The organism is Blastococcus carthaginiensis, assembly GCF_030731085.1.
Lineage (GTDB): Bacteria > Actinomycetota > Actinomycetes > Mycobacteriales > Geodermatophilaceae > Blastococcus > Blastococcus carthaginiensis.
The window spans coordinates 266,108-292,063 of record NZ_JASNFN010000004.1 but is presented as its reverse complement, the minus strand read 5'-3'; the positions used below and the strand labels follow the sequence as shown (position 1 = coordinate 292,063).

The window sequence follows — 25,956 nt, the reverse complement described above, 5'->3', positions numbered from 1 at the left end:
CGGTCCCAGGCGCCGAGGACGGCTGCGTCTCAGGCGCCGAGGACGGCGGTGCGCACCAGGTACAGCAGCACCACGACGGCGACCGCCACGGCCAGCCCGACCCACAGCCGGCGCTCGCGCACCCGGTCGGCCTCTGTCTCGTCGGCCAGCGCGACCGGGTCGGCCCACACCGGGGGCAGCCCGCCGCAGCGGGCGAGCAGCTCCTCGGTGAGCACGACCGGCGGGCTGACCCGGAACGGCTGCCCGGCCCCCACCAGGCGGTGGACGGTGCTCATGCGGTGACCCTCCCGGTCTTCTCGGTCTTGTCCCAGGTCATCGCGGCCCCGCGGACCTCCTTGACGTAGGCGTCCACGGTGATCGCGCACATCATCGGCCCGAAGCCGACCAGGTAGAGCGCCAGCGGCGTGAGCGGCCGCCCCCAGCGGGTTCCCTCCAGCTTCCGCACGCCGTAGGCCAGCGGGATGCAGAGCACCAGCCAGCTGTAGACGAACAGCGTCCAGACCGTCTCCGCGGTGTCCGACAGCGGGACCACGCCGGGGAAGGCGGCCGAGAGCAGGACGACGAAGGAGATGGCGCCGGGGAACAGCAGCGCCTCCCGCCACACCGTGAACCCGGTGCGCGGGTCGACCGACATCGTCAGCGTGATCATGAAGACGAAGGTCGCGATCGGCACGAACACCGCCGCCCCGAACACCTCCGAGGCCAGCTCGCTGTCCAGCAGGTAGAGCCCGACCAGGCCGATCGAGGTGAGCAGCATCGCCACCGGCAGCAGCAGGATCGCGAACCAGAAGACGCCGAAGAAGAAGCCGCCCAGCCCCGGGTGCACCGACCGGCGGAACCACAGGTGCCGGTACATCGAGGTGATCTGCACGTTGCCGCGGGCCCAGCGCAGCCGCTGCTTCCACAGCGCGTCGACCCCGGCCGGCTCCTCGGCCAGCACGCGGGCGTGCGGCTCGAAGACGACCCGGCGCCCGGCGAGCTGGGTGCGGAAGGTCGTGACGGTGTCCTCGGCCAGCGACGAGGTGTCGATCTGGCCGCCGATGGCCACGAGGTTCTCCCGCGAGTGGAGCTGCGCGCCCCCGGCCAGGCACGCCATCGCACCGGCGACGTTCTGCGCCCGGCGGGAGGCGGCCTGCGCGGCCAGGTAGTCGAAGCCGATGAAGCGGGTGATGCCCTCCGGGTCGCCGCTGCCCTCGCGGATGTAGGCGGTGACCGCGCCGACCGTGGGGTCGGCCAGGTGGCGGGTCATCTTGCGCAGCGAGGCCGGCTCGTAGATGACGTCGGCGTCCATGATCAGGAGCGCCTCCATCCAGTCATCGGCGAGGATCTCGCGCAGGCCGTGGTTGAGGGTGTGCGCCTTGCCCTCGCCGCCCTTGTCGCGGCGCAGGTGCACGACCCGGCCCGGGAAGCGCGCGGCGCAGGCGGCGAGCACCGCGGGGGTGTCGTCGGTGCTGGCGTCGTCGACCACGTACACGCGCAGCCGGTCGGGCGGGTAGTCCAGCCCCATCAGCCGCTCGATCGAGGTGGTGAGCACTGCGGCCTCGTTCCAGGCCGGGATCACCACCGCGACGTTGGGCAGGTACGGGCCGGTCTCCCGGTAGTGGTTGCGCACCGCGTGGAACGGGATGACGAGGAACTGCGCCAGCCCGGCCACGACGGGGACCGCCCCGACGCCGACCAGCACCAGCAGGAAGACGGTCAGCGCCGTCTCACCGATCGCGGCCACGTCGGTGCCCGCGGCGAGGATGGTCACCGGGCACCGACCAGCCGGGTCGCCGACGCCGCGTCCGCCACCCAGGAGTAGCGGCCCACGGTCGTGGCGTCGTGGCTGTCGGTGGAGCCGACCAGGGTCACGCCGGCGGCCGCGAGGGCCAGCACGACGCGGGGCCCGGGGCAGCGCCACTTCTCGTTGACCTCGACCGTGGTGCCGGTGCGCACCGCGGCGTCGGCGATCGCCGCCACGTGCTCGTCGAGCAGCTCGCTCTCGTGCAGCCCGATCTTGGGGAGCAGCGAGAAGAGGTGGGCGAGCTGGCCGCGACCGGCCCGCTCCATCGCCCGCACGGTCGCCTCGACGAGGATCGACAGCGCGTCCTGGCCGGACAGCCCGCCCTCGATCTCCTCGCGCGTGCGGCGGGGGCTCCACGGGCCGTCCGGCCCGGGGAACTGGTGGTCGGCGATGAGGATGCGGTCCACCCCGCCCGGCCCGACCACGAGGTCCTCGGGCACGTCGAGGCGCCCGGTGGCGTCCAGGATCTTCGCCTCGACGCCGGTGAGCACCTCCAGCCCCTCGACGCGGGGGAGCGCGGCCACCTCGGCGAGGAAGCCGGGCACCCACGTCGTCGTGGTCCGGACGTGGTCGACCATGCGGATGCTGGCCAGGCCCGTGTCCCGGGCGGCGACCAGGTTCTCCACCGGCGCGCTCACGGCGTCGTCGGACCACGTGGAGTGCACGTGGTGGTCGGTGAGCAGCAGGTCGAGGTCCTGCAGGGCGGCGGTCATCGGGCGGCCTCCTCGGCGACGACGTCGGACGGGGCGAGGAAGACGTCCTCGAGGTACCGGACGACGGCGAGCTCGCGGAACGGCACCTCGGCCGGCAGCGGCCGGCCCAGCGCCAGGTCCAGGGCGAGCGAGGGCATGTCGACGCCGGCGGCGACGGTCAGCGGCATCGCACCGGGGAAGCGCGGGTTGACCTCCAGCAGGGCCGGGCGGCCCTCGGCGTCGCGGCGCAGCTGCACGTTCGCCACCCCGACCAGCCCGATGGCGGCGGCCACCCGGCGGGCGGTCTCCTCCAGCTCCGGGTCGGCCACGGTGGCCCCGGCGACCGAAACGCCGGAGTCGACCCGCAACCGCGAGCGCGGGACGGCGGCGACCACGTGCCCGTCGGCGTCGGCGAGGGTGTCCACCGAGTACTCGTCGCCGGGCAGGTGGGCCTGCACCAGGGTGTCCTCGTCGCTGCCGAGGGCGCGCAGCGCGGCGGCGTCCTCCACCTGGTGCACCCCGCGGGAGCCGGCGCCGCGGCGCGGCTTGACGATCACCGGGTAGTCCCAGCTGTCGGCGTCGATCTCGCCGAGCAGCGCGGTGCGCGGCGTCGGCAGCACCTCGGTGCAGCGCTGCGCCAGCGCGTACTTGTCCAGGCAGACCTCGAGGGTCTCCAGGCTCGGGGCGGCCAGCGTGGTGCCGACGGCGTCCAGGCGCTTGCGCTCGGCGGCCAGCCGCGGCAGCTCGACGTCGACGGTGGAGAACAGCACGTCGACCCGCTCCCGCTCGCACAGCGCGACCAGGTGGTCGACGAACTCCTCGCTGAGGCCCGGCCGGACCAGGTGCCGTGCGGGGGCGTCGACCAGATAGAGGCCGCTGGCAAGGGGGTCCATGTCCGCTGCGAGCAGGACGACGTCGTCGCGCCGGGCCAGCGAGCGCAGCACGGCGATGCCGGCGGGGCCGCCGGCCCCGGTGACGAGGACGCGGGTGGGGGTGGGCTCAGACACCGAAACGCTCCGGGGTGGTCGAGGTGGCGGGGGTGGGCTGCTGGAAGGCGGACTCGCTGGTCGCGCCGACGACGCCACCGGCGTCGCGGACCACTTCGAGCGGCTCGCAGTACTGGCCGCCGCTGCCGTAGCGGGACCAGTAGCGGGCGGTGGCCAGGACGAAGTCGTCCTGGAGGTAGGCGCGGATGCCGGCCTGCGAGGAGAAGCTCTTGAGCAGGTCGAGCTTGGTGCGCGTGAACCCGTCGATGGAGACGAAGCGGGAGGGCCGGAAGTCGATGGTGGCCGAGGGGCTCTGGAAGCACGCGACGGTCGGCACGTTCCGGGTCGCGACGGTCGCGGCCTGGTGCACCGCCCGGTGGTCCTGGTGCCGGTCGTTGGCCGAGTGCGTGTAGACGATCGTCGGCCGCACCTCGGCCACGACGCGCTCGATGATCGACATGGTCGGGTCCATCGGGCTGATCCGGGTGTCCTCGAGGTCCTCGAGGAAGAGGCGGGCGCCGATCAGCTCGGCGGCGGCCAGCGACTCGTTCTGCCGGTCGTCGACCTCCCCGCCGCGGGCGCCCCGGGAGAGCGTGAGGATGACGACCTGGTCGCCGGCGGAGCGGTGCGCGGCGAGGGTGCCGCCGATGCCGATCTCGACGTCGTCGGGGTGGGCGCCGATGGCCAGCACCGTCTGCCGCTGCGGAGCGGCGGCGCGCTTGGCCTGCGCGGTCTCGGCCAGCCGGCGGATCGTCGCGGCGAGGGTGTCCTTGGGCACCGGCTTGACGAGGAACTCGTCGGCCTGGCGGCGCAGGGCGTCCACCGCGTAGTCGACCGACGCGTGCGCCGTCATCACCGTCACCGGCAGGTCCGGGCGCAGCTGGCGGAGCCGGTCGAGGAACTCCAGCCCGGTCATGCCCGGCATCTCGATGTCGGTGATCGCGGCGTCGAACTCGGTGCGGGCGGCGAGGGCGAGCGCCTCGAGCGGGTCCGCGCACGTGGTCACGGCCATGCCGCCCCGCTGCAGCACGGTGCGCACGAAGAGTGCGGTGTCGGGGTCGTCGTCGACGACCAGGACGTGCAGAGCACCGTCCACGGTTCCGGCTCCCGTCGGTCGGGTCCCCCGGGCGTGCCGGGAGGGGGAACGAGGTGTCCCCGCGGGGGTTGACGGCCGCACCGGCCGGTCCCATGAGCCGGGCTCCCCGCCCCTCACCCGATGGGGTGGGCCGGCCCGGCCGGGCGAACGGCCGCCTGCTCAAGCCGGCCGGCCGCCGTGCCGATCACCCGGTCAGGTGACCGGAGGACCAGCCTCCGCACGCTGAGCGAGCAAGCGAGGAGGAGGCGTCGTGCCGGACCAGTCCGTGCTCGTGGTGGAGGACACCCCGGAGATCCGCGAGCTCGTGACCACGGTGCTCGGGCGCGCCGGGTTGGCCGTGCGCGCCGTCGGCACCGGGGCCGAGGCCCTCGAGGAGGTGCGGCGGGACCCGCCGGACCTCATCGTGCTCGACCTCGGGCTCCCGGACGCCGACGGCACCGAGGTGTGCCGGCAGATCCGCGCTCGGACGCCCTGCTACGTGCTCATGCTCACCGCCCGCGCCGAGGAGGTCGACCTGCTCATCGGGCTGGCCGTCGGCGCCGACGGGTACATGGCCAAGCCGTTCTCGCCGCGCGAGCTCGTGGCCCGCGTGCAGGCGATGCTCCGCTTCCCGCGGACCGCCCCGCAGCCGGTCGCGGAGCCGGCCGCGGTGGCCGAGTCGGTGCGCCGGCTCGCCGAGCTCGAGGTCGACGAGGACAGCCGCGAGGTCCGGGTCGACGGCGAGGTCGTCGACCTGACCCGCACCGAGTTCGACCTGCTCGCCGCCCTCGCCTCGCGACCGGGCCGGGTGCTGCAGCGGGAGACGCTGCTGCGCGAGGTCTGGCACACCGACTGGGAGGGCAACCTGCGCCTGGTCGAGGCGCACATGTCCAACCTGCGCCGCAAGCTCGTGGCCGCCGGGCTGAACTCCCCGGAGATCAGGACCGTCCGCGGCGTCGGCTACCGCCTCGTGGCTGCCTGACCTCACGGAGGCATAGGAAGCTATCCACCCGTATCGCGGGCCCGAGACGCCGGTAGAGCTTCCTATGCCTCGCGGGGTCGGGGTTCAGACGCCGGCGAGCTCGTGCAGCCGGGCGACCCGGGAGTGCGCGAGCATCCCGCGGCGGGCGTCGGCGGCGATCTGCCGGCAGATCGAGGCGACCTCCGGGTGGCCCAGCTGACCGCTGGTCCCGGCGAGGGTGTGCGCGGCGAAGGCGACCGCGGTGGCGTCGCCGGCGCGGGTGTGCCGGTCGATCGCCGACAGCCGCGAAGGCAGCGCGTCGGCGTAGATGCCCTGGAGCCGGTTCATCAGCTCGGCGTCGACCAGGTCGTCGTCGGCACCGGCGGCGTACCCGGCCTGCGCGCCCGGCCCCGTGGTCCGGGCGTGCAGGAGGTCCAGGAGCGCCCGCGCCGTGACGGGGGCGGCCAGGGTGACCAGCGCCCCGGCGGCCGCGGCCTCGGCGCGGTCCTCGTCGGTCGGGTGCGGTGCGACCACCACGAACCGGGCGCGGGACCCGTTGCGCCGGATCCGGCGGAGCATCCCGGCGCCCGGGCCGCCGGGCAGCACCAGGCCGGTCACGACCAGGTCGACGTCGGTGACCAGGGCGAGGCGGACGGCGTCCTCGGGGCCGGCGGCCTCCCGGACGTGCCAGCCGCCGAGGCGGAGCAGGTCGGCGACCTGGCCGCGGGCGGTGGCACCGGCGTCCACGACGAGGGCGGTCAGCACGACAGCACCCGGGTCAGGGCCGAAGTGGCCGTCCAGTTGTAGCTGGTCAGCGTCGTGACGGAGAGGCGCGGGCTGTACCGGCGGGCGTCGGCGTCCTCGTGGCCGCTCATGCTCGTGCCGGCCGTGGTCGCCATGATGAAGGCGGAACCGTCGGACAGGTGCGCGGCCACCGCGTAGCCGGTGACGCCACGCGAGCCGCTGGCCTGCCAGGTCGCCGACACGTACAGCTCCGTGTCCTGCTGGATCCTGGTGGTCGTCGTCTCGTTCAGACCAGGACCCGACACCGAGGTGCTGGTGTCGCTGTTGACGTTGATGCTGCTGGCGGAGTCGATGGAGGTGCGGCTCCAGGCGGTCTGGGTCTGCGCGCCGGTGACCGGGTCGGTGTGGACCGTCCGCGTGGTGGTGACCGTCGTGGTGATGCACCAGTCGTCGACCGCGACCGAGGCCGGCGCGGCGACGGTGCCGGTGGCCACGGAGGTGCTGACCGCGGCGCTGTCGGCGTAGGTGGCGGCGGCCGGGACGGCGGTGCCGACGGCGAGAGCGACGGCGAGGCCGGTGACGGCCAGGGCGCGGCGGACGGCGTTCATGCCTGGTCCTCCTCGGTCTCGGGAGTGGGACGCCAGATCGTCAGGAGCAGCCAGCCGGCGAGCAGGGCGGGCGCCCCGTAGAGCAGGACCTGGCTGACGACCGGGGTGCGCACGAGCTGGACCAGGTGGCCGAACTCCGGGATGACGGCGCGGACCTGGTAGACGGTGTCGCCCTCCAGGCCGGCGGTCCACGGGTCGACCGCCTCGTTGGCGTCACCCTTGGTCTGCACGGTGGCGCTGCCGTCCGCGGCCAGGTCGACCGAGACGACGCGGTGGGTGACGAGGCTGCGGTCGCCCACCGGCATGTGGTAGGTGATCACCATGCCCTCGGTGAGCTCGGTGACGTCGATCGGGGTGGCGATGGTGATGTCGCCCGGCTCGATCTCCGGCGCCATGCTCGCGGTCAGCATGGTCATCGTGCGGTAGCCGAGCACGTGCGGTCCGACGGCCAGGACGGCGAAGGCCAGGACGGCGACCCCCATGACTCCGCGGACCAGCCACGGGGCCGTGCGGCCCACGGTGCGGCGGACCCGGTCGGCCGGGCGGCCGGCCGTGGAGCGCGCGTCTTCGCCCAGGGGCAGCCGGACGGCTGCACCCGCGGCGCGGACGGGGAGGGCGGTGGTCATGGCGTGGTCTCCGAGTGGTCGTCGGCCGGGGCTCAGCGGGCGGTGCCGCTGCGCTGGGTGCCGGTGAAGGTCAGCGTCAGGGCGGCGGTTTTGCCCTGGAAGGCGTTGTCGGCGGTGGTCGGCAGGCTGATGGAGAAGGCCAGGTGGTCGGTGCCGCCGACGTTCAGCGAGTTCACCGCGCCGAGGGCGATGGGGGCGAGCACGGCGCCCGAGCCGAGGGTCGTCTCGCCGCCGGCGCAGGTCCAGGTCGACGCGGTGCTGCCCTGCGTCCAGGCCACGGGGCACGACTTGAGGGTCAGCTGCAGCCCCTTTGCGGCGTCGCTGGTCAGGACGCTCGACGCGGCGGCGGTCGCGCTCAGATTGACCGCGCCGAGGGCGGTGTCGCCGTCGTTGACGAGGGTCACCGGGCGGGTGAGCACGTCGCCGGGGACGAAGCCGGCGGTGGTCACCGGGATGGCGACGGGCTCGGTGAGGTCGATCGAGACCCTGCCCGAGCTGATGGTCGTGTCCACCGAGGTGGAGTCGGTGAAGCTGCCGAAGGTCCCCAGGCCGGCGACGGCGGCGGCCGCGCCGATCACGCCGAGCGAGCCGACGACCTTGCGGGCGGTGGAGGCGGTGGCGGTGGTCCTGGTGCTCATGTCCTTGCGTCTCCTGTGTCCGGGTGGCCCGCCGGTGTTCCGGCGACAACGAGGACTCTGGCGGCCCGACCGCAGGCCACCCACCAGCGATCCGCAAGGAATCCGCAAGGAATCGGCGTTCGACGCGCAGGTCCCCGGAACGCGCCGCGCCCCCCGTCCCACAGGGGGCGGGGGGGCGCGGGTCGGGCTCGGGTCACCCGGCGACGGGCAGGGCCATCGTGAAGGTGGTGCCGACGCCCTCGGTGCTCACGAGGTCCAGCGTGCCGCCGTGGGCGGTCGTGATCGCCTTGGTGATCGTGAGCCCGAGCCCGACACCGGGGACGGCGTTGCGCTGGGCGTTCGACGTCCGGAAGAAGCGGGTGAACATCTGCCCCTGCTCCCCGGCTGGGATGCCCATCCCGGTGTCGGCGACCGAGAGGAGCGCCACCGGCACCGCGTCCTGCGACCGGTGGTCCACGACCGCCCCGTCGGGCGTCCGCCAGCCCCGCCGCAGGGCGAGGTCGATGCGCCCCCCGGCCGGCGTGAACTTGACCGCGTTGGAGACCAGGTTGTCGCAGGCCTGGCCCAGGCGGACGGCGTCGCCGGCCACGACCAGCCCGTCCTCGGGGACGTCGACGACGATCTGCACGCCCGCGGACGCCGCGGCGACCCGGGCGGTCTCCTCGGCCGCGCGCACCACGCCGGCGAGGTCGACGTCGGCCGGCTGCAGGGTGAACCGGCCGCTCTCCACCTGCGCGGTGAAGAGCAGGTCGCCGACCAGCCGCAGCAGCCGCTGGGCGTTGCGCTCCACCGTGGACAGGTACTGCCGCTGCTCGTCGGTGAGCGGTTGGTCCTCGTCGTCCATGACGAGCTCCAGGTAACCGAGGATCGAGCTCAGCGGCGTGCGCAGCTCGTGGCTGATGAGGCTCACGAACTGGTCCTTCATGCGCTCGGTGGCGCGTGCCTCGGTCATGTCGGTGCCGACGAAGTTCCAGCCGGCGTGCACGCCGCGGTCGTCCGAGCGCGGCGTGATGGCGACCGACACGGTGCGGTGGCTCCCGTCCGCGGCGACGTAGGTCCAGTCCCGGACGTCGCTGCCGTGCTCGCGAGCGGCGTGCACCAGCGCCTCCAGGCCCGTGCCGCAGCCGCGGTCCTCGGCGGCGGCGGCGAGCTCCTCGGGCAGGTGGAAGTCGAGGATCGACCGGGTGCGCACCACGTCCGGACGGGGGACGCCCAGCATCTTCTCCGCGCCGGGGTTCCAGACGCGGATGGTGCCGTCCCGGTCGGTGCCGATGATCGACTGCTCGGTGACGGCGTCGATCACGCTGGTCATGGTCTGGGCGCGGGCGGCCAGGATGCGCGAGGCGGTGTCCAGTTCGTCCGCGCGGCTCTGCACCTGGGTCAGCAGCGCAGCCTGCTCCCGCTGGAGCTGCGCGATGCGGTGCGACTGCGCGGCCAGGCGGCGGGTGCTCCCGTGGACCGCTGCGGTGCCGGCGGCGACCGCCAGCGGCCCGAGCAGCAGCGCGCCGGGCAGGTCGTCGGCGGCGGTCGGGGGGCCGGCGAGCGCGGGCGCCGCCAGCACCGCCGTCGTCCCGAGCACCGCGACCAGCACCCCGCGGCGGTCCGGCAGCGTGGCGAGCGCCCACAGCGGGCCGACGAGGAGGAAGAGGGTGGTCGCGGAGCCGGTGCCCGCGTGCAGCAGGGCGACGGCGCCCAGGTGCGCCGCCGGTACGGCGAGGGAGCCGACGACGGAACGCGACCGGCGGGCGGTCCACGCGACCCCGGTGGCGGCGGAGGCCGCGGCCAGGCCGGCGAGCACGAGGCCGCGGTCGACGACGGGAAGGGCACCCGTGAGCAGCAGGAGCGCGGCCGCGGTGTGCAGGACCGTGCACAGCAGCGGCCCGTGGACGGCGGCCGGCCGGCCGGCCGGCTCGCTGAGCCGGCGGATCCAGGGGTCACCGGCGTCCTGCGGGCGGTCGAGGACGGCGAGGCTCATGCCACCGGCTCCCGCACGGCGAGCGCCCGCACCTGCTGCACCAGACCCGCCACCGTGAACGGTTTCGGCAGGTAGGCGTCCGCGCCCGCGGCCAGGCCGCGGGCGACCTCGTCCGGCGAGGCGCCGGCGGACAGCAGCAGGATCCGGGTGCCGGCGGTCGCGGGGGCGGAGCGGAGGGCCTCGCAGACCTCCAGCCCCGTCGCACCCGGCATGGAGACGTCCAGGACGGCCAGGTCGGGCAGCGCGGCTCGCGCCGCCTCCAGCGCCGCTGTGCCGTCGGGGGCGGCGGCGACCACCCGGCAGCCGGCCTTGCGGACGGCCAGGCAGACCAGGGCGCGGATGTCGTCCTCGTCGTCGGCGACGAGCACGCGCACCTCGCCGCCCGGGACCGGTCCGGCGAGGCCGCCGCCGGGGGAGTGCAGGGCCGGGTCCACGGGAGCTCCCGTCGGTCGTGGTCCCGGCCCGCGGCTGCGGGGGGACCGGTGTCGTCGTCCCAGGGGGGAACGGCGCCGCGCCGAGGGGCCTGCAGCAGGGGGCGCGTCGGCTCACCCGTCGGGGTGGGACCGGACGCGGACAGCACTGCGCCCCGCCAGGAGGCCCGGCGGGGCGCAGACGTGCGTGCGGGTCGGCCGACCCGCGGGTGTCAGGAGCCGGAGGACCGGCTCTGCACCGACTCCTTGGAGTGCTGGGCCTGGCCCTGCACCGACTCCTTGGACTGCTGGGCCTGACCCTGCACGTCCTGGGCCGCCGACTGGCCCTCCTGCTTGACGGTCTCGGTCGCGTCCTGGGCGGTGGACCGGACCTCCTCCACCGCGTGCTGGGCGGCCGGCTTCAGCTGCTCGCCCATCTCCTGCGCCGCCTGCTTCGCGGGCTGGAGCAGGGTGTCCTTGTTCTCGCGCAGCGTGGTCTCGGCCTGGTGCGCGAGCTCCTGCTCCTTCTGCGACGCGGGGAGCAGGCTGGACACCAGCCAGCCCGCACCGAAGGCGATGAGCCCGGCGGCGAGCGGGTTGCCCTGCGCCTGGCGCACGATCGTGTCCGGTGCCTGCTGGACGGCGTCGACCGCGGACGAGGCCGCGTCCTGCACGCTGCCGGCCGCGCCCGAGGCCGCACCCTGAACGGAGCCGGCCGCGCCCGAGGCGCGGTGCTGCGCCGCGGAGGTGGTGTCGTGCGCGGAACCCATCACCTTCTCCTTCAGGGAGGTCATGCGGCCCTTGGCCGCGGTCACCCGCCGGTCCACGACGCGGGACGGGTTGACCTTCTCGTTGAGGGCGTCGACGTCGTAGCTGAGCTCGCGCCGGGTGTCCTCGATCTGCCGCCGGATGACGTCCGGGTCACTGCTGGTCATGGTTGCGACTCCTCGCGGTCTGGTGGTCAGTGGGGCTTCAGGGCGCCGGGCACCTGCTGGAGGGTGTCCACGGTGCGCTCGGGCTTGGGGTTCACCTGCTGGAACTTCTTGCGGCCCATCACGAAGGCGACGGCCCCGATCACGCCCCAGAGGACGGCCACGATCAGCCCGGCCCACCCGGTGGGGATGGCGCTGGCCAGCGCCCACATGAGCGCGAGGGAGAGGAACAGCGCCACCATGTAGCCGGCGAAGCCGGCGGCACCGAACATCCCGGCGCCCTGCCCGGCCTTCTTCGCCTCGACCTTGAGCTCGGCCTTGGCCAGCTCGAGCTCCTGGCGCATCAGGGTGGAGAGGTCCTTGGTGACCTCGCCGATCAGCGCGCCGACCGAGACGCCCTCGACGTCGGGCTGGCCGGACTCGGTGGTGGGGGTGCCCATGGTGCCGCTGTAGTGCTGGCCCTCGGAGTAGTCCGCCGCGTAGTTCTGCGACGTCGGCTCCGCGTAGCCCTGCGAACCCGCGGGAGTGGCCCCGGAGTAGGGAGAGCTCATCTCAGCGCACCTCGCCGGGCCGGCGGGCCGGGTCGTCCCAGCCCGCGGGCGCGGCCGGGGGCACCATGCCGCCGGCGGGCGGCACCGTGCCGTACGGCGGCGGGGGCAGCGGCGCGCCGGTGCCCGTGCCCGTGCCCGTACCGGTGGTGGCGGTGGAGTACCCGGAGTACGTCGGCGCCGGGTCGACGTAGTTCGTGGACGTGCCGCGGTTGGCGCCGCTGCCGCCCTGGCCGGAGTCGCTGTGCACGGCGCGGGCGCCGCTGGTCAGCCGGCCGGCGACGATGCCGGCGGCCGCGGCACCGAGCAGGAACAGGCCCGGCTTGCGGCGGGCGAAGGTGCGCACCTCGTCGAGCAGCTGGGCCGGCTCGCGGTTCTGCAGCTTGTCGGCGAAGCCCTCGACCAGACCGGAGGCCTGGTGGAGGAGGTCGCGGGCGGGGCCGGGGGCGCCGTCGCTGGTGCCGTCGGCGAGGCCGCGCAGCTCCTGGGCGAGCGAGGACAGCCCGGTGGCGGCCTTCTGCTGCTGGGCGACCGTCTGGTCCTTGAGCTGGCTGCGCCCCTGCTCGAGCAGGTCCTGGGCCTGGCGCTGGGTCTCCCCGGCGACGTGCTTGGCCTGGTCGGACGCGGTCGCGGCGACCTGGCTGCCGGCCTGCGCGGCGGTCTGCCCGACGTTGCGGGCCTCACCCTTGGCGACGTCCTTGGTGTGCTGGGCCTCGCCCTTGGCGACGTCGCCGGTGGACGGGCTCTCGGTGGTCGTGGTGGTGCCCGTCGTGGCCGGAACCGGCGGCGGGAACGGGGCATCGATGGAGTGAGTCATCGGTCCTCCTCGGCATGCTTCGTGGTCGGTCGGAGCGCTACCCCGGCGCCGTTCCGGCACACATCCGGGCGGTGGAGCACCGCGGTCGGACGGCCGTGACGTCGTCGGGCCGGCGCCTCGTGGGTTCGGGCGCGAGCGCTGAACTGGTGCCCCGGCGCATCCGTGCGTCCCGGGGCGCGGTCGGGGGGCGGTGGAACAGACCGGCGCAGCGCTGCACCGGCCCTCCGCCGCTCGCGAGAACCCCGTTCCGCGCAGCGGGTCGGGTACCCGCGGCCGGGCGTGGCTGAAACGCCGGGGGTCAGCCGGACCAGGGGAAGCGCGGCGCGCGGCGCCCGGCGAAGGCGGCGACGCCCTCGGCCAGCTCGCCGGCGGCGATCGTCTCCCGGTACCGGGCCGCGGCGAGCGACTCGCCGTCCCCGCCGTCGGCGAGCGCGGCGACGACCTCCTTGGTCGCGCGCTGGGTGAGTGCGGAGCGGGACGCCAGCACCCCGGCGAAGCGGTGCGCCTCGGCGTCGAGGTCCTCGGCGTCGACCAGCCGGTCGACGAGGCCGGTGCGCAGGGCGGTGCCCGCGTCGATCAGCTCCCCGCTGTAGAGCAGGTACTTCGTCGTGGCCGGCCCGATCAGGTCCACCAGCGCCTTGGTGGAGGAGGGCGTGTAGACGATGCCGACCTTGGCCGGGGTGACGCCGAAGACCGCCGTCGGGTCGGCGAACCGCAGGTCGCAGCAGGTGGCGAGCTCCACCCCGCCCCCGATGCAGTGCCCGCGGACGACCGCGACGGTGGGCTTGGGGAAGCCGCGCAGCGCCGCCTGGGCGGCGAGGTTGTGCCGCCGCACGTCGGCCATCGGGTCGACCGGGTCCGCGCCGCCGAGCAGGTCGGAGATGTCGGCGCCGGCGCAGAAGCTCGGGCCGGCGCCGGTGACCAGCAGCACCCGGACGCCGGGGTCGGCGGCGAGGGGCGCCAGGACGGCCGGCAGCGCCGCCCACATGCCCACGGTCATGGCGTTGCGCTTCTCGGGCCGGTCGATGGTGAGGACGGCGACGTGCCCGTCCCGGGTCACGCGGAGGTGGTCGGTCATGCCTCAGCCCAGGTCGTCGGTGGCGAAGGTGTCGCAGTGGCGCCCACCCCCAGGCCGCCGCCGCCCCGGAGGTCCCGGACGCCCGACGTGCCGAGGTCGGCTCCTTCGCTGTACCGCATCCCGTGCTGCTCCTCCCGCCGTCCGGCCGAGTGCACGGTGCCACCGGGCTCCGCCCCTCCGCGACTCGGGTCGGCGCGCAGCGCTGCCGAGCCGGCCCTAGATTCGGGACATGCCGCTGGAGGGGAAGTACGAGCCGAGCACGCAGCAGTGGGTGCGCGACCAGGTGGAGCGATACGAGGCCACCGGCGGTCGCGAGGCCAACACGCTCCGGGACACGGGGCTGCCCGTGGTCGTCTTCAGCACGCGGGGGGCGAAGTCCGGCACGGTGCGCAAGCAGCCGCTGATGCGGGTCGAGCACGACGGCGTGTACGCCATGGTCGGCTCCCAGGGCGGCGCGCCGACCGACCCCGCCTGGGTGGCCAACCTGCGGGCGCACCCCGACCAGGTCACCGTGCAGGACGGGCCGGAACCGTGGGACGGCGTGGCGCGGGAGATCTCCGGCGCCGAGCGCGACGAGTGGTGGGAGCGGGCCGTGGCGGCCTACCCGCCCTACGCCGAGTACCAGCAGAAGACCGAGCGGCGCATCCCCGTCTTCCTCGTCGAGCGCCGCTGATCCGACGGCGGCCCCGGTGCCTCACGGCAGCGCGGCCGCCAGCCGCGGGACGGCCTCGGCGACGGTGGCATCCCACGCGGTGAACGGTTCGGCCTCGACGGTGCGCGCCGCCCCGCGGCCGGCCGGCCGCCACGTGCCCGTGATCCGGCCGTCGACGACCACGGTCGGGCGGAAGACACCGTTGCGCCCGGGGACGATGCGTTCGGCGTGGGCCGGGTCCAGGACGGCGCCGCGATCGGCGTAGCCCAGCACGAACTCGTCGAACCCCGGCAGCAGCAGTGGCGCCCGCGCGGCCTCCCGGTGCGCCGCGCAGCGCTCGGGCGTCTCCGGGTCGAGGTAGTGCTCGGTCCCGTCCACCTCGATGCGCTCCAGCCGGTCCCGGACCGCGTCCAGCCCGGTGCGGACGTCGCGCACCGTCGTCCCCGCCCAGCGCACCAGGTCGTGCACCGTGGCCGGGCCGTGACCCAGGAAGTACCGCAGCACGAGTTCGGCGAGCGCCTCCTCGCGGGCGAGCCGCCGGGGTGCGCGCACCCACTCGTCGAGCAGCACGAACAGCTGTTCGCCGTCGTCGGTCGGCCCTAGGCAGAGGGTGCCGGTCTGGGCGAGGAACCAGAGCAGGTGGTAGCCCCGCTGACCGGTGGTCGGCACGCCGCCCTCGTCGATCGCCGTCAGCAGCGCGCGGCGGGGGAGCCGGCGGCCGCCCGCGAGCGCCGCGACGGCGAGGCCGCGGGCGCGCTCGGCGTCGGCGTCGGTCAGCCCCAGGGCGGCGCGCCGGCCGGCCAGCCCGGCCAGCGCGCGTGGGCCGAGCAGCTCGAGCATCCAGGGCAGGTCCCCGGCGGGGACCAGGTGCAGCGTGCCGCGCATCGGCCAGGAGCGGACGACGGACCCGGTGTCGAGGGCGTGCAGCACGGCGGTGCGGTCACGGGTGCTGGTGCGCAGGGCCAGCGAGGTGACCGCGCCCGGGAAGTCCTGACCCTGCACCGCCAGGAGCCGGTGCACCGCCGCGGCGGCGTCGGCGGCGGGCGGGCCGGCCAGCCGCTGGGCCACCAGGCGCATGAGGGCCACGTCGTGCAGCGTCGTCACGCGGACACGGTGGCAGACGGGGACGACGATCCGGGGCTCCTCGGCTGCCACACTCCCGGGGTGCGGGCGGAGGACTGGAATCGGCGGTACGGCGAGCAGGCGCAGTGGTCGTCGGGGCCGAACGAGCTGGTGGCGGAGCTGCTCGCCGACGTCCCGCCGGGCGCGGCGGTCGACCTCGCCGCGGGCGAGGGCCGGCACGCGCTGTGGCTGGCCGCCCGCGGGTGGGCGGTGACCGCGGTCGACTTCTCCGCCGTGGGCCTCGACCGCGGCCGGGCCCGCCCTGACGCCGAGCAGGTCAGCTGGGTGACGGCCGACGTGCTCACCTGGTCGGCGGCGGAGCGATCGCTCGACCTGATCCTGGTCGCCTACCTCCACCTGCCGGAGGAGCAGACGACGGCGCTGCTCACCGGGGCCGTCGGGTGGCTCCGCCCCGGCGGCCGGCTGCTGCTGCTCGGGCACGACGTGGAGAACCTCACGGCCGGGGTCGGCGGCCCGCAGGAGCCGGCGATCCTGCACAGCGTCGACCGGCTGGCCCCGGTCGCCCGGCTCCTGGAGGTCGAGCGGCTGGAGCAGGTGCGCCGGGTGACCCCGGAGGGCACCGCGCTGGACACGCTGCTCTGGGGACGGCGCGCCGGCCGGCGGTAGCCTCGGTGGCCGTGATGGGAATGGGTGGGGTCGGCGGCCCCGAGTCGCAACGACGGCGGCGGCTGGTCGCGGCGCTCGTCGTCCTCGCGATGGTCCTCGCGGCCGGCGCGACGGTGCTCTCGATCGCGCTGGGCTGAGGAGGGCGCGTGTCCGGGACCGGCGGGATCGACACCTGGTTCGCGGCAGCCGGCGCCCGGGAGCAGGACCTGCGCCGGGTCGACGAGCTCGTGGTGCTCGCCGCTCCCGGCATCGACCGCCAGCTGGTGCCCATGGGCGCCACGGCGATGCTGGGCTACGGGATGATGCCGTACCGGCCGAGGTCGGCGAAGGCGACGACGTCCTGGCCGCTGATCGCGCTCGCCGCCCAGAAGCGGCACCTGTCGCTCTACGTGTGCGCCGTCGTCGACGGCGAGTACCTGCCCGAGACGCGGGCCGGACGGCTCGGCCGCGTCTCCTGCGGCAAGAGCTGCATCCGCTTTTCCTCCCTGGATGCGGTCGACACCGCCGAGCTGAGTGCTCTGGTGCGCGATGCCGTGGCGGCCACGCGCTCCGGCGGCAACGCCTTCGCCTCGTCGTCCTGAGCGGAGCAGGCCGACCCGGCGTGACCTAGGTCCCTGGTCCCGCACGTTGCGGTACGGCACCGTGTGGAACCGCCACGCCATCCGGCCGGCACCTGTTCCGAGACGTGAGGACCGTCCATGACCCTGGCCGTTCCGCCCAGCGCCTCCGGCTCGACGCCGGAGCGTCCCGACGCCCCGCGCGCCGGGGAGGCCGTGGACCCGTCGGTCGACCAGGCCGTCGACCGGTTGCGCGGGGAGTACGCCGGCCGGGTGCGGCCGCAGCTGGTCGTGCGGGTGGTCCGGGACTGCCGGCGGGAGCTCGGGGGGTCACCGGTCGGGGCGCTGCCCGAGCTGGTCGAGCGGCTGGCGCGCTACCGCCTGGACCGGCAGATCGGCTGACCGGCCGAAACCCTGTTGCCGGGCGCGGGAGGATGTCGGCGTGGGCTACGTCGACGTGACCGGGATCCGGCACACCCTCTCCGACGGCCGGGTGCTCCTGGACGACGTCTCCTTCCGCGTCGGCGAGGGCGCCCGGGCGGCGCTGGTGGGGGAGAACGGTGCGGGCAAGACCACCCTGCTGCGGATCATCGCCGGCGACCTGACGCCGGAGGTGGGCTCGGTGGCCCGCACCGGGGGTCTCGGGGTGATGCGCCAGTTCATCGGGTCGGTACGGGACGACACGACCGTCCAGCGGTTCCTCGTGGACCTCTCGCCGCCCGCGGTGCGCGCCGCCTGGGATGCGGTGGAGGCCGCGGAACTGACGCTCATGGAGACCGACGACGAGCGCTCGCAGATGGCCTACGCCGATGCGCTGGCGCAGTGGGGGGATGCCGGGGGTTACGACGCCGAGGTCACCTGGGACACGGTCACCGTCGCGGCGCTGGGCGTGCCCTACGAGCGCTGCAAGTACCGCGAGCTGACCACGCTGTCCGGCGGCGAGCAGAAGCGGCTGGCGCTGGAGGCGCTGCTGCGCGGCCCGGACCAGGTGCTGCTGCTCGACGAGCCGGACAACTACCTCGACGTCCCCGGCAAGCGCTGGCTGGAGCAGCGGCTGGTGGAGACGCGGAAGACGGTGCTGTTCGTCAGCCACGACCGCGAGCTCCTGGCGCGGGTGGCCGACCGCGTGGTGACCGTCGAGGGCGGGACGGCGTGGGTGCACGGCGGCGGGTTCGCCTCCTACCCCGAGGCGCGGACGGCCCGGCACGAGCGGCTGGCCGAGCTGCGCCGGCGCTGGGACGAGGAGCACCAGCGGCTGGTCGACCTCGTCCGCACGCTGCAGCAGCAGGCGGCCAACTCGCCGGACATGGCCAGCCGCTACCACGCCATGCAGACCCGGCTGGCCAAGTTCGAAGCCGCCGGGCCCCCGCCGGACCGGCCGCCGGAGCAGAAGGTGGCGATGCGGCTGCGCGGCGGCCGCACCGGGGTCCGCGCGGTGATCGCCGAGCAGCTCGAGCTGACCGGGCTGATGCAGCCGTTCGACCTCGAGGTCTGGTACGGCGACCGCGTCGGCGTCCTGGGGGCCAACGGTGCGGGAAAGTCGCACTTCCTGCGGCTGCTCGGCGGGCAGGAGGTGGCGCACACCGGGTCGTGGCGGCTCGGGGCGCGCGTCGTCCCCGGCCTCTTCGCCCAGACCCACGCACACCCGGAGTGGCAGGACCGGACCCCGGTCGACCTGCTCTGGCACGGCGAACCGGGCCGGCCGGGCGTCGACCGCGGGCGGGCGATGGCGGTGCTGCGCCGGTACGGGCTCACCGAGGCCGCCGACCGGCCCTTCCGGACCATGTCCGGCGGTCAGCAGGCGCGCTTCCAGATCCTCGCGCTGGAGCTCTCCGGCGCCACGCTGCTGCTCCTCGACGAGCCGACCGACAACCTCGACGTGCTCTCCGCGGAGGCGCTGGAGGAGGCGCTCGCGGCCTTCGACGGCACGGTGCTCGCGGTGACCCACGACCGCTGGTTCGCCCGGTCCTTCGACCGCTTCCTGGTCTTCGGCGCCGACGGCCGGGTGTACGAGTCCGCCGAGCCGGTGTTCGACGAGACGCGGGTCGCCCGCGCCCGCTGAGCACCAGCGCACGACGGCGGCCGCGCGGCCGCCGTCGTGCGGCCAGTCAGCCCAGTGCGTAGAAGACGCGCTCGTCGGAGTCGAAGCTGATGGTCGGCTCCACCGACAGCTCGGCACCCGCGAGAGCGGCCGGCGGGACGTCCATGCAGAACTGGAAGGTGTCCGTGCCGCCCGGGTTGAGGGTGGGGGCGTTCATCGCGTCGTCCGGCAGCACCGCCATGCACTCGGAGTCGCTGTACTGCCGGTTGTCGCTGCCGTGGACGACCGCGGTGAGGTCCATCCCCGGGAAGCCCTCCTCGGCGCCGGTGTAGGTAGCCGTCAGCTGCACGACGACGTACTGGCCGTTGGTCGCGGGCTCGTTGAACTGGTTGCCGGCGGCGGCGGTCGCGTTCCCGTCGAGCTCGACGGCGTCGACGGTGACCTGGTAGTCGCCGACCTGCGCCGGCACCCCGAGCGGCACCGCCTCGGCGGCAGGCTCACCCCCGGCGTCGACGGGGGCCGTGTCACCGGCCGGCGGCGCGGAGATCTCGTCGCCGGCGCGGTCGAGCTCCTCCTGCACCTCGTCGATGACCTCGGCGTAGAAGGCCTGGGTCGCGAAGACGACGACGACGGCGAGCACCGACGTGATCAGGCCGGTGATCGCCATGCCCGTGCCGCCGTGCGTCCCGCGGCGGGCCCGCAGCAGCGCGGGGATGCCCAGGCCGAGCCCGACGAGGCCGATGACGGCCGCCACGTTGTTGACGATCGGGATCCAGCTGAGGAGCAGGGCGATGATGCCGAGCACCATCGAGGCGATGGCCAGACCGGCGCCCTTCTTGGGCGGCTGGTAGGCGGGAGGCGGCCCGTAGAACTGCGGCGGCGCCTGCGGGGGGTAGGACAAGACGGGCTCCTTCGAGGATGCGGTGGTACCGGCCGGGACCGTATGGGTCCGGCGCGGCTCGCCCGCTCATCCGGGGCCCGACACCTGCGGCGAGCCACCAGCCGTCCCACCTGCCCCGGCAGATGCCGGGACCGGTCCCTCCGCGGACCCGGTCCGCGGTGCCCGGTCCGCGCGCTGCGGGACCGGCTGGACGCCGGTGGGGTCTTCGGCAACGACCACCTCGACCGGGTGCTGGGGCCGGCCTCGCAGACCTGTGGGACGGCGCCGGCGGGTCAACCGGCCGGATCGGGCTGCCCGGTGCCGCCGATGCGGTCGAGCTCCGCCAGCTCCTCCGGACCGAGCACCCGGGCGGCCGCCTGCAGGTTCTCCTCCAGGTGCGCGACCGAGGAGGTGCCCGGGATGAGCAGCAGGTTGGGGGAGCGGGCCAGCAGCCAGGTGAGCGCCACCTGCATCGGCGTCGTCTCCAGCCGCCGGGCCACCGTCTCCAGGGCCGCCGACTGCAGCGGGTTGAAGCCACCCAGCGGGAAGAACGGCGTGTACGCGATGCCCTCGCGGGCGAGGGCATCGATCATCGGGTCGTCCGCGCGGTGGACCAGATTGTAGTGGTTCTGCACGCACACCACCGGGGCGATCGCCTGCGCCTCGGCGAACATCTGCGGCGTCACGTTGCTGACGCCCAGGTGGCGCACCAACCCGTCCTGCTGCATGGCGGCCAGTGCCTCGAAGGGCTCGGCGAGCGAGCGCTGCACCGGCTCGGCGAAGCCGGGCATGCGCAGGTTCACCACGTCCAGGGCCGCCACCCCGAGGTGGTCGATGTTCTCCTGCACCGCCCGGCGCAGGTCGTCGGGCGCCAGGGCCTCGGGCCAGCCGCCGTCGGCGTCACGGCGGGCGCCGACCTTGGTGACGATGACGAGGTCGTCGGGGTAGGGGTGCAGGGCCTCGCGGATGAGCTCGTTGACGACGGTGGGGCCGTAGTAGTCGCTGGTGTCGATGTGGTCGACGCCGAGCTCGACGGCGCGGCGCAGCACGGCGATCGCGGCGTCCCGGTCGGCCGGCGGCCCCATGACGTGAGGGCCGGCCAGTTGCATGGCGCCGTAGCCGAGCCGGTGCACCTCCCGGTCGCCGAGGCGGTAGCTGCCGGACTTCTCCGCGGTGGTGGTGGTCATGCCCCGCCCCTACCCGGCGCGGGCCGCTCATGCGCGTCCCGGCCGCCTCTGCGCCATAGGCTGCTGGGACCGCGAGCAGCCGGAGGTCGAGGCGGTGGAGACGACGCCGGCCGCCCCGGCGGAGCCTGAGCTTCCCGGCTCGCCCGCTGGAGATGCCCTCGGAACCCCGGTGCCCCACCCCATGGCCCCGCAGCCCGGCAGCCCGGCAGCCCGGCAGCCCGGCAGCCCGGCAGCCCGGCAGCCCAGCAGCTCCATGGCCCCGCCGCGTCGATCGCCCGCGGCGCCGCAGATCTCGTCCCGGGGGAGGGGGCATGAACGCCCGGCCGCACTAACCGGGTGGGTCAGAACGGTGGTGGGTCGTCGTCCGGGTCCGCTGGTTCCGGTGGTGGTTCGGGTGGTGTGGTGAGGACGCGGTAGCCCGGTGGTCGGGTGGTGCGGGTGACGCCGGTGGGGGTGATGACGGTGAGCACCCCGTCGTCGCTCATCGTGTGCTGCCAGCCGGGGGCGAAGGTCTTGAGCCGGTGGTGGCGGCGGCACAGGCAGCACAGGTTCTCGCAGGCGGTGGCCCCGCCCTGGGCGTGGGGGATGACGTGGTCGAGGTCGGCCCAGCCGGCGGGGACGGTGCAGCCGGGGTGGCGGCAGGTGCGGTCGCGCAGCGGGAGGAATCGTTGCTGAGGGTCCGAGGGGCGGTAGCGGTCCCCGGGCCGGGTGGCCCGAGCAGCGGGCAGCCACAGGCCTGCTCGGGGTGGTGGGGGCAGCCGGTGGTGGCCAGGCGGGCCAGTTCGGTGCGGCCGGTGACGGCCTGCAGCGCGCCGGTGGCGTCGGTGATCGCGATGTGCAGGCTGCCGGCCGGAGGTGCCTGCAGGTGGCAGGCGTCCAGCTGGGTGAGCAGTTCGCGCAGGTGGGCGGCGGTGATCGGTTCCCCGTCGACCTCCCCGACCGGCTCGGGAACCCCGGGTGGGGTGCCGGGTGGGGTGAAGGCGGCCGGGGTGGGGGCCCCGGCGGCGAGGAACCCGGCGGGGGTCAGGGCGGTCAGCGGGGCGATGACGGTCAGCTGGGCGGTGACCGCGGGCTGGTCCTGCCAGGGGCGCAGGATCAGATCGGCGGCGGCGCCGGCGCGCAACATGCCGATCGGCCGCCCGTCGCCGGCCTCCTGCGCCGCCCGGGCGTGGGCGTCCAGGGCCGCCCGGCAGGCCCGGGCGTCGGGGTGCGGGAGCAGGGCGCGCAACTCGCTCATCCCGTCCCCGACCGGGCGCACGGTCACGTCCGCGGCCCGCTGTCGGGTCTGCCGGCGCCGGTCGGCGGCCTCGGCGTCGCGGGCCAGCAGCTCGCCGCGCAGCGCTTCGCGCAGCTTGCCCACCCCCAGGCCGGTGGCGCCGGGCAGCACGGCGGCCTCGGCGGCGGCGATCACCGCCGGATCGGTGTCGGCGCCGAAGGCGGCGACCTCCGCGGCCAGCGCCCGGGCACGCGGCCAGTCCAGCCGCCCCAGCCGCAGCGCCGCGAACGTGGCGGGCAGCCGGGTGGTGAGCACCTCGGCGTGCTCCAGCAGGGTGACCGCTGCTGTGCGGCTGCTGTTGTGCACCATCGCCAGCTCGTCGGGCACGAACTCGCTCGCCCCGGCCGGGCCCACCGATCCGGCGCGTTCCCCGCCGGGGGGCGGGCGGCGGCCAGGTCCATCACCAGCTCCACCCGCAGTGCGGCCAGCCGGGCCTCGGCCGCCACGATCTGCCCCAGCAGATCCGCCGCCTCGCCCGCCGACCGACGGGCCGGCAGCCACGCCGACAGCGGCTCGTCCCACCGCTGCGGATCGGGGTCGGCCAGCTCCCACTCCGACGGGAACGGGTCCACCAGGGACACCGACACCCCCACCTCGAAGCTCGCCGCCACCGACATACCCGCAGGCTAGGCCGGGGGTACGACAATTCCGGACCCACGCGGGCAGGCGTCGGCCAGGTCGGGTGCCGGCAAGGGCGAAGCCGACCACGGCAGGTGCCGGGAAGGCCCGGTGCCGGCGAGAGGAAGCCGCCCACAGCAGGTGCTGGCGGGAGAGGAGGCGCCCACGGCAGGTGCCGGCCGGGGGCAGGGCCGGCGAGCGGCTGCGGTGCTCGAAGCCTCGGCTCGGGGGCGAAGTGGTGATTCGCCAAGGCCCAGCACGACGAGGCCCTGGCCACCGCAAGCGCGGTGACCGGGGCCTCGTCGTCGGGCGCCGGTCAGGGCTGGAGGAGCACCTTGACCGCGCCGTCCTTCTTCTCGCGGAAGTTCGCGTAGGCCTCGGGCGCCTGCTCCAGCGGCACCCGGTGCGTGGCGAACTCGTCGACGCCGAGCGGGTCGCCGTCGATCAGCAGCGGGAGGATGTCGGGCACCCAGCGCCACACGTTGGCCTGGCCCATGCGCAGCTGGATCTGCTTGTCGAACATGCGCATGAGGGGGAGCGGATCGGTCGCGCCGCCGTAGACGCCCGACAGGGAGATGGTGCCGCCGCGGCGGACCGCCTCGATGGCCGTGTTGAGGGCGGCCAGCCGGTCGATGCCGGCCACGGTCATGACCTTCTCCATGATCGCGTCGGGCACCACCGCGCTGGCCTTCTGGGCGGCCCACGCCAGCGGGGAGCCGTGCGCCTCCATGCCGACGGCGTCGATCACCGCATCGGGGCCGCGGCCGTCGGTGAGGTCGCGCACGCGGGCGACCACCTCGGCCTGGTCGGTCGAGTCGATGACGGTGATGCCGTTGCGTCGGGCCCGGGCCAGGCGCTCCGGGACGACGTCGGAGGCGATGACCTGCCCGGCGCCCAGGTGCTTGGCGATGCGGGTCGCCATGTCGCCGATCGGGCCCAGGCCGAGGACCAGGACGCTGCCGCCCTGCGGGATGGCGGCGTACTGGACGGCCTGCCAGGCGGTGGGGACCACGTCGGAGAGGTAGACGAAGCGGTCGTCCGACGGGGCGTCGGGCACCTTGATCGGCAGCGTGTTGCCGAAGGGCACCCGCAGGTACTCGGCCTGACCGCCGGGTACCTGCCCGTAGAGCTTCGTGTAGCCGAACAGCGAGGCGCCCATGCCCTGCTCGCGGTTCTGCGTCGTCTCGCACTGGGACTGCAGCCCCTCGGCGCACATCCAGCAGGTGCCGCAGGAGATGTTGAACGGCACGACGACGCGGTCGCCGGGCTTCACCGCGGTCACGTCCCGCCCGACCTCGCGGACGACCCCCATGGGCTCGTGGCCCATCACGTCACCGACCGACATGAAGGGGGCCATCACCTCGATGAGGTGGAGGTCCGACCCGCAGATGCCGCTGGAGGTGATCTCGACGATGACGTCGGTCTGCTCCTGGATCGCGGGGTCCGGGACGGTGTCCACCCGGACGTCTCCACGACCGTGCCAGGTCACTGCGCGCATACGACTTCTCCCTCGATCGGGCTTCGGAAAAGGGTCTTCTGCCCCGACGTGAGCCGGATCGCGCGACTCTCAACCATCTACGGCGCGTCCCTCACTCTGCGCTAACCAATGTTCACGCAACGGTGAGCAAGCTGCGCGCAGTGCGGTGATCCAGTTCATAGAACTGCAGGTCGCTACCCCGTCGGGCAGATCACGAATCCATCACGCCGTGTTTACATGGGCCCCGCTCCTCTCCCCGGGAGCCGCTCTGCAATGTCCGCCGACGGAAGTCAGGTGCATGAGTTCGCTCCACCACGACCGCCTCCCCGAGGGGGGTGCGGCACCGACCGGCACGGTCGACGCCACGCCCGCCCCGGCCCGCGCCGCCAGCGGGACGATCGAGGAGAAGGCCGGGTCCACGGTTCCGCCGCAGCGCCAGGGGAAGGCGCGCGGGGCGGGGGCCCGTCGGACGACCGCTCCCACCACCCGCACACGCAGCCGGGCCGCCGGCGCGACCGCGAAGGGCGCCACACCGTCCGCGGGGTCGACCCCGCTCACCTCGGCCCGGGCTGCGGTCCTGCAGGTCATCGCCGCCAAGGTCGCCGCCGCGGCCGCCGCCGAGGTGCCCGTGCGGCGCCGGCCGACGCCCTACAAGCGGCCCACCGTCGACCTCGCCGCACTGGCGCCGGTCACCGACGTCGCCGCGCTCGCCGAGGCACAGGCACCCGCGCCCGCGGCCGTCGTCGTCGTCAAGGACGTCGAGGAGGAGCCCTCGCCGGCGGCGCCCGTCGAGCCGGTCGTCGTCGTCCTCGACGCCGCGGTCGCACCCGAGGCGGAGCCGGCGCAGGTCGTCGCCGCCGTCGCGGCGGGCCGTCGCGGCTGGCTGGACCGCCGCCCATCGGCCGGTCGCCGGCGTTCCGCGCTCTACCTGGCCGCGGCCCTGGTCGGCGCGCTCAGCATCAGCGGGGCGTCGGTCAGCGGTGCGACGGAGGTGGCGACCGAGACGGCCGGCCACTCGATCAGCGTCGCCGAACAGCTCGGCATCGACGCCTCCACCGCGGCGCCGCAGGTCGACGAGGACGACACCTCGCGGCTGCGCGAGATGGTCGCCAGCCGCAACGCCCGCGATGCCGATCGCACCGCCGCCGCGGACGCCCAGGCGGAGGCCGACCGGATCGCCCAGGAGGAGGCCGACCGCGCCGCGGCCGAGGCCGCGCGCCCGAAGGCGGTGCTCCCCGTCGAGGGCGGGCGGCTCACCAGCGGCTTCGGCGCGCGCTGGGGCACGCTGCACGCGGGCATCGACCTGGCCGCGCCCATGCGCACGCCGGAGTACGCCGTGATGGACGGCGTCGTGCTCGAGGCCGGCCCAGCCAGCGGCTACGGGCTGGCCGTGTACATCCAGCACGGCAACGGGGACGTCACCGTCTACGGCCACATGGACGAGATCCTCGTGACGCCCGGCCAGGTGGTGCGCGCCGGCGACACCATCGCGCTGCTCGGCAACCGCGGCCAGTCCACCGGCCCGCACCTGCACTTCGAGGTGCACGTCGGCGGCATCGACGGGGAGCGGATCGACCCGCTGCCCTGGTTGCGGGAGCGCGGCGTCCAGATCTGACACCGCACGGCCCACGACGACGCCCTCC

At 74.9% G+C, this 25,956-nt stretch carries 29 protein-coding genes; 8 read left to right on the top strand and 21 right to left on the bottom strand.

The window, feature by feature from the left end:
• Window positions 1-29: 29 nt before the first annotated feature.
• The 5 genes from QOZ88_RS06585 to QOZ88_RS06565 are packed head-to-tail and all read right to left on the bottom strand — an operon-like array spanning window position 30 to window position 4,560.
• A complete protein-coding gene (locus QOZ88_RS06585) occupies window positions 30-275 on the bottom strand; it encodes a hypothetical protein (protein WP_305998993.1) in 246 nt (81 codons plus the stop codon).
• Window positions 272-1,753 (bottom strand): glycosyltransferase, encoded by a 1,482-nt coding sequence (locus QOZ88_RS06580; protein ID WP_305998992.1) that lies wholly within the window; start codon window positions 1,751-1,753, stop codon window positions 272-274. The genes QOZ88_RS06585 and QOZ88_RS06580 overlap by 4 nt, the downstream gene beginning before the upstream one ends.
• Entirely contained in the window at window positions 1,750-2,499 is a 750-nt protein-coding gene (locus QOZ88_RS06575) for a histidinol-phosphatase (RefSeq protein WP_305998991.1), read from the bottom strand. The genes QOZ88_RS06580 and QOZ88_RS06575 overlap by 4 nt, the downstream gene beginning before the upstream one ends.
• A complete protein-coding gene (locus QOZ88_RS06570; protein WP_305998990.1) occupies window positions 2,496-3,485 on the bottom strand; it encodes an ATP-grasp domain-containing protein in 990 nt (329 codons plus the stop codon). Before QOZ88_RS06570 ends, QOZ88_RS06575 begins: the two co-directional genes overlap by 4 nt.
• Window positions 3,478-4,560, bottom strand: coding sequence for a response regulator (locus tag QOZ88_RS06565; RefSeq protein ID WP_305998989.1), 1,083 nt, complete (start codon window positions 4,558-4,560; stop codon window positions 3,478-3,480). Before QOZ88_RS06565 ends, QOZ88_RS06570 begins: the two co-directional genes overlap by 8 nt.
• A gap of 250 nt (window positions 4,561-4,810) precedes the next feature.
• On the opposite strand from QOZ88_RS06565, the gene QOZ88_RS06560 reads away from it, so the two are divergent.
• Complete coding sequence (locus tag QOZ88_RS06560) at window positions 4,811-5,521, top strand: response regulator transcription factor (protein ID WP_091930061.1); 711 nt, start codon at window positions 4,811-4,813, stop codon at window positions 5,519-5,521.
• Between the two features lie 84 nt (window positions 5,522-5,605).
• Here the strand turns inward: QOZ88_RS06560 and QOZ88_RS06555 are convergent, their stop codons facing one another.
• The 10 genes from QOZ88_RS06555 to QOZ88_RS06510 form a co-directional block, all read right to left on the bottom strand.
• Window positions 5,606-6,265 (bottom strand): response regulator, encoded by a 660-nt coding sequence (locus QOZ88_RS06555; RefSeq protein ID WP_305998988.1) that lies wholly within the window; start codon window positions 6,263-6,265, stop codon window positions 5,606-5,608.
• Window positions 6,259-6,852 (bottom strand): hypothetical protein, encoded by a 594-nt coding sequence (locus QOZ88_RS06550; RefSeq protein WP_305998987.1) that lies wholly within the window; start codon window positions 6,850-6,852, stop codon window positions 6,259-6,261. The genes QOZ88_RS06555 and QOZ88_RS06550 overlap by 7 nt, the downstream gene beginning before the upstream one ends.
• Complete coding sequence (locus QOZ88_RS06545; RefSeq protein WP_305998986.1) at window positions 6,849-7,478, bottom strand: signal peptidase I; 630 nt, start codon at window positions 7,476-7,478, stop codon at window positions 6,849-6,851. The genes QOZ88_RS06550 and QOZ88_RS06545 overlap by 4 nt, the downstream gene beginning before the upstream one ends.
• A gap of 32 nt (window positions 7,479-7,510) precedes the next feature.
• Window positions 7,511-8,116 (bottom strand): TasA family protein, encoded by a 606-nt coding sequence (locus QOZ88_RS06540; RefSeq protein WP_305998985.1) that lies wholly within the window; start codon window positions 8,114-8,116, stop codon window positions 7,511-7,513.
• A 193-nt stretch (window positions 8,117-8,309) separates the two neighbouring features.
• Window positions 8,310-10,091, bottom strand: a complete 1,782-nt coding sequence (locus QOZ88_RS06535) for a sensor histidine kinase (protein WP_305998984.1) — start codon at window positions 10,089-10,091, stop codon at window positions 8,310-8,312.
• Entirely contained in the window at window positions 10,088-10,525 is a 438-nt protein-coding gene (locus tag QOZ88_RS06530) for a response regulator transcription factor (protein WP_305998983.1), read from the bottom strand. The genes QOZ88_RS06535 and QOZ88_RS06530 overlap by 4 nt, the downstream gene beginning before the upstream one ends.
• A gap of 209 nt (window positions 10,526-10,734) precedes the next feature.
• Complete coding sequence (locus QOZ88_RS06525) at window positions 10,735-11,436, bottom strand: DUF3618 domain-containing protein (RefSeq protein WP_305998982.1); 702 nt, start codon at window positions 11,434-11,436, stop codon at window positions 10,735-10,737.
• 26 nt (window positions 11,437-11,462) lie between these two features.
• Window positions 11,463-11,984 (bottom strand): phage holin family protein, encoded by a 522-nt coding sequence (locus QOZ88_RS06520; protein WP_305998981.1) that lies wholly within the window; start codon window positions 11,982-11,984, stop codon window positions 11,463-11,465.
• Between the two features lies 1 nt (window position 11,985).
• Entirely contained in the window at window positions 11,986-12,798 is an 813-nt protein-coding gene (locus QOZ88_RS06515; protein WP_305998980.1) for a hypothetical protein, read from the bottom strand.
• 298 nt (window positions 12,799-13,096) lie between these two features.
• Window positions 13,097-13,876: an enoyl-CoA hydratase/isomerase family protein gene (locus QOZ88_RS06510; protein WP_305998979.1), complete on the bottom strand. Its 780-nt coding sequence runs from the start codon at window positions 13,874-13,876 to the stop codon at window positions 13,097-13,099.
• 229 nt (window positions 13,877-14,105) lie between these two features.
• Between QOZ88_RS06510 and QOZ88_RS06505 the strand changes: the two genes are divergently transcribed.
• Window positions 14,106-14,549, top strand: a complete 444-nt coding sequence (locus QOZ88_RS06505) for a nitroreductase family deazaflavin-dependent oxidoreductase (protein WP_305998978.1) — start codon at window positions 14,106-14,108, stop codon at window positions 14,547-14,549.
• Window positions 14,550-14,570: 21 nt separating this feature from the next.
• Here the strand turns inward: QOZ88_RS06505 and QOZ88_RS06500 are convergent, their stop codons facing one another.
• Window positions 14,571-15,632: a winged helix DNA-binding domain-containing protein gene (locus QOZ88_RS06500; protein WP_305998977.1), complete on the bottom strand. Its 1,062-nt coding sequence runs from the start codon at window positions 15,630-15,632 to the stop codon at window positions 14,571-14,573.
• Window positions 15,633-15,641: 9 nt separating this feature from the next.
• On the opposite strand from QOZ88_RS06500, the gene QOZ88_RS06495 reads away from it, so the two are divergent.
• From QOZ88_RS06495 to QOZ88_RS06475, 5 genes are all read left to right on the top strand, one after another.
• Window positions 15,642-16,277, top strand: a complete 636-nt coding sequence (locus QOZ88_RS06495; RefSeq protein ID WP_305998976.1) for a class I SAM-dependent methyltransferase — start codon at window positions 15,642-15,644, stop codon at window positions 16,275-16,277.
• A gap of 5 nt (window positions 16,278-16,282) precedes the next feature.
• Window positions 16,283-16,414 carry a hypothetical protein gene (locus QOZ88_RS06490; RefSeq protein ID WP_305998975.1) on the top strand — a complete coding sequence of 44 codons (132 nt, stop codon included), beginning with the start codon at window positions 16,283-16,285 and terminating at the stop codon, window positions 16,412-16,414.
• Window positions 16,415-16,423: 9 nt separating this feature from the next.
• Window positions 16,424-16,858 carry a DUF1801 domain-containing protein gene (locus QOZ88_RS06485; RefSeq protein WP_305998974.1) on the top strand — a complete coding sequence of 145 codons (435 nt, stop codon included), beginning with the start codon at window positions 16,424-16,426 and terminating at the stop codon, window positions 16,856-16,858.
• 117 nt (window positions 16,859-16,975) lie between these two features.
• Entirely contained in the window at window positions 16,976-17,236 is a 261-nt protein-coding gene (locus QOZ88_RS06480; RefSeq protein WP_305998973.1) for a three-helix bundle dimerization domain-containing protein, read from the top strand.
• Window positions 17,237-17,276: 40 nt separating this feature from the next.
• Window positions 17,277-18,896 carry an ABC-F family ATP-binding cassette domain-containing protein gene (locus QOZ88_RS06475; RefSeq protein ID WP_305998972.1) on the top strand — a complete coding sequence of 540 codons (1,620 nt, stop codon included), beginning with the start codon at window positions 17,277-17,279 and terminating at the stop codon, window positions 18,894-18,896.
• A gap of 46 nt (window positions 18,897-18,942) precedes the next feature.
• Here the strand turns inward: QOZ88_RS06475 and QOZ88_RS06470 are convergent, their stop codons facing one another.
• The 5 genes from QOZ88_RS06470 to QOZ88_RS06450 all read right to left on the bottom strand — a co-directional run bounded on the left by QOZ88_RS06470 (window position 18,943) and on the right by QOZ88_RS06450 (window position 24,295).
• Window positions 18,943-19,776 (bottom strand): DUF4190 domain-containing protein, encoded by an 834-nt coding sequence (locus QOZ88_RS06470; RefSeq protein ID WP_305998971.1) that lies wholly within the window; start codon window positions 19,774-19,776, stop codon window positions 18,943-18,945.
• Between the two features lie 272 nt (window positions 19,777-20,048).
• A complete protein-coding gene (locus QOZ88_RS06465) occupies window positions 20,049-20,942 on the bottom strand; it encodes an oxidoreductase (protein WP_305998970.1) in 894 nt (297 codons plus the stop codon).
• Between the two features lie 341 nt (window positions 20,943-21,283).
• The gene (locus QOZ88_RS06460; RefSeq protein WP_305998969.1) at window positions 21,284-21,427 is read right to left on the bottom strand and encodes a hypothetical protein; all 144 of its coding nucleotides are present in this window, start codon (window positions 21,425-21,427) and stop codon (window positions 21,284-21,286) included.
• The gene (locus QOZ88_RS06455) at window positions 21,424-22,545 is read right to left on the bottom strand and encodes a DUF222 domain-containing protein (RefSeq protein ID WP_305998968.1); all 1,122 of its coding nucleotides are present in this window, start codon (window positions 22,543-22,545) and stop codon (window positions 21,424-21,426) included. Before QOZ88_RS06455 ends, QOZ88_RS06460 begins: the two co-directional genes overlap by 4 nt.
• Before the next feature lie 607 nt (window positions 22,546-23,152).
• Entirely contained in the window at window positions 23,153-24,295 is a 1,143-nt protein-coding gene (locus QOZ88_RS06450; RefSeq protein ID WP_406568217.1) for an alcohol dehydrogenase catalytic domain-containing protein, read from the bottom strand.
• Window positions 24,296-24,611: 316 nt separating this feature from the next.
• On the opposite strand from QOZ88_RS06450, the gene QOZ88_RS06445 reads away from it, so the two are divergent.
• Entirely contained in the window at window positions 24,612-25,928 is a 1,317-nt protein-coding gene (locus QOZ88_RS06445; protein WP_305998966.1) for a M23 family metallopeptidase, read from the top strand.
• The last annotated feature ends 28 nt before the right edge of the window (window positions 25,929-25,956 follow it).

Coding starts and splice junctions, on each gene's coding strand:
- QOZ88_RS06585 (WP_305998993.1), bottom strand. CDS start 275: ATGAGCACCGTCCACCGCCTGGTGGGGGCCGGGCAGCCGTTCCGGGTC.
- QOZ88_RS06575 (WP_305998991.1), bottom strand. CDS start 2,499: ATGACCGCCGCCCTGCAGGACCTCGACCTGCTGCTCACCGACCACCAC.
- QOZ88_RS06550 (WP_305998987.1), bottom strand. CDS start 6,852: ATGAACGCCGTCCGCCGCGCCCTGGCCGTCACCGGCCTCGCCGTCGCT.
- QOZ88_RS06545 (WP_305998986.1), bottom strand. CDS start 7,478: ATGACCACCGCCCTCCCCGTCCGCGCCGCGGGTGCAGCCGTCCGGCTG.
- QOZ88_RS06540 (WP_305998985.1), bottom strand. CDS start 8,116: ATGAGCACCAGGACCACCGCCACCGCCTCCACCGCCCGCAAGGTCGTC.
- QOZ88_RS06535 (WP_305998984.1), bottom strand. CDS start 10,091: ATGAGCCTCGCCGTCCTCGACCGCCCGCAGGACGCCGGTGACCCCTGG.
- QOZ88_RS06525 (WP_305998982.1), bottom strand. CDS start 11,436: ATGACCAGCAGTGACCCGGACGTCATCCGGCGGCAGATCGAGGACACC.
- QOZ88_RS06520 (WP_305998981.1), bottom strand. CDS start 11,984: ATGAGCTCTCCCTACTCCGGGGCCACTCCCGCGGGTTCGCAGGGCTAC.
- QOZ88_RS06515 (WP_305998980.1), bottom strand. CDS start 12,798: ATGACTCACTCCATCGATGCCCCGTTCCCGCCGCCGGTTCCGGCCACG.
- QOZ88_RS06510 (WP_305998979.1), bottom strand. CDS start 13,876: ATGACCGACCACCTCCGCGTGACCCGGGACGGGCACGTCGCCGTCCTC.
- QOZ88_RS06505 (WP_305998978.1), top strand. CDS start 14,106: ATGCCGCTGGAGGGGAAGTACGAGCCGAGCACGCAGCAGTGGGTGCGC.
- QOZ88_RS06480 (WP_305998973.1), top strand. CDS start 16,976: ATGACCCTGGCCGTTCCGCCCAGCGCCTCCGGCTCGACGCCGGAGCGT.
- QOZ88_RS06465 (WP_305998970.1), bottom strand. CDS start 20,942: ATGACCACCACCACCGCGGAGAAGTCCGGCAGCTACCGCCTCGGCGAC.
- QOZ88_RS06460 (WP_305998969.1), bottom strand. CDS start 21,427: ATGAGCGACGACGGGGTGCTCACCGTCATCACCCCCACCGGCGTCACC.
- QOZ88_RS06445 (WP_305998966.1), top strand. CDS start 24,612: ATGAGTTCGCTCCACCACGACCGCCTCCCCGAGGGGGGTGCGGCACCG.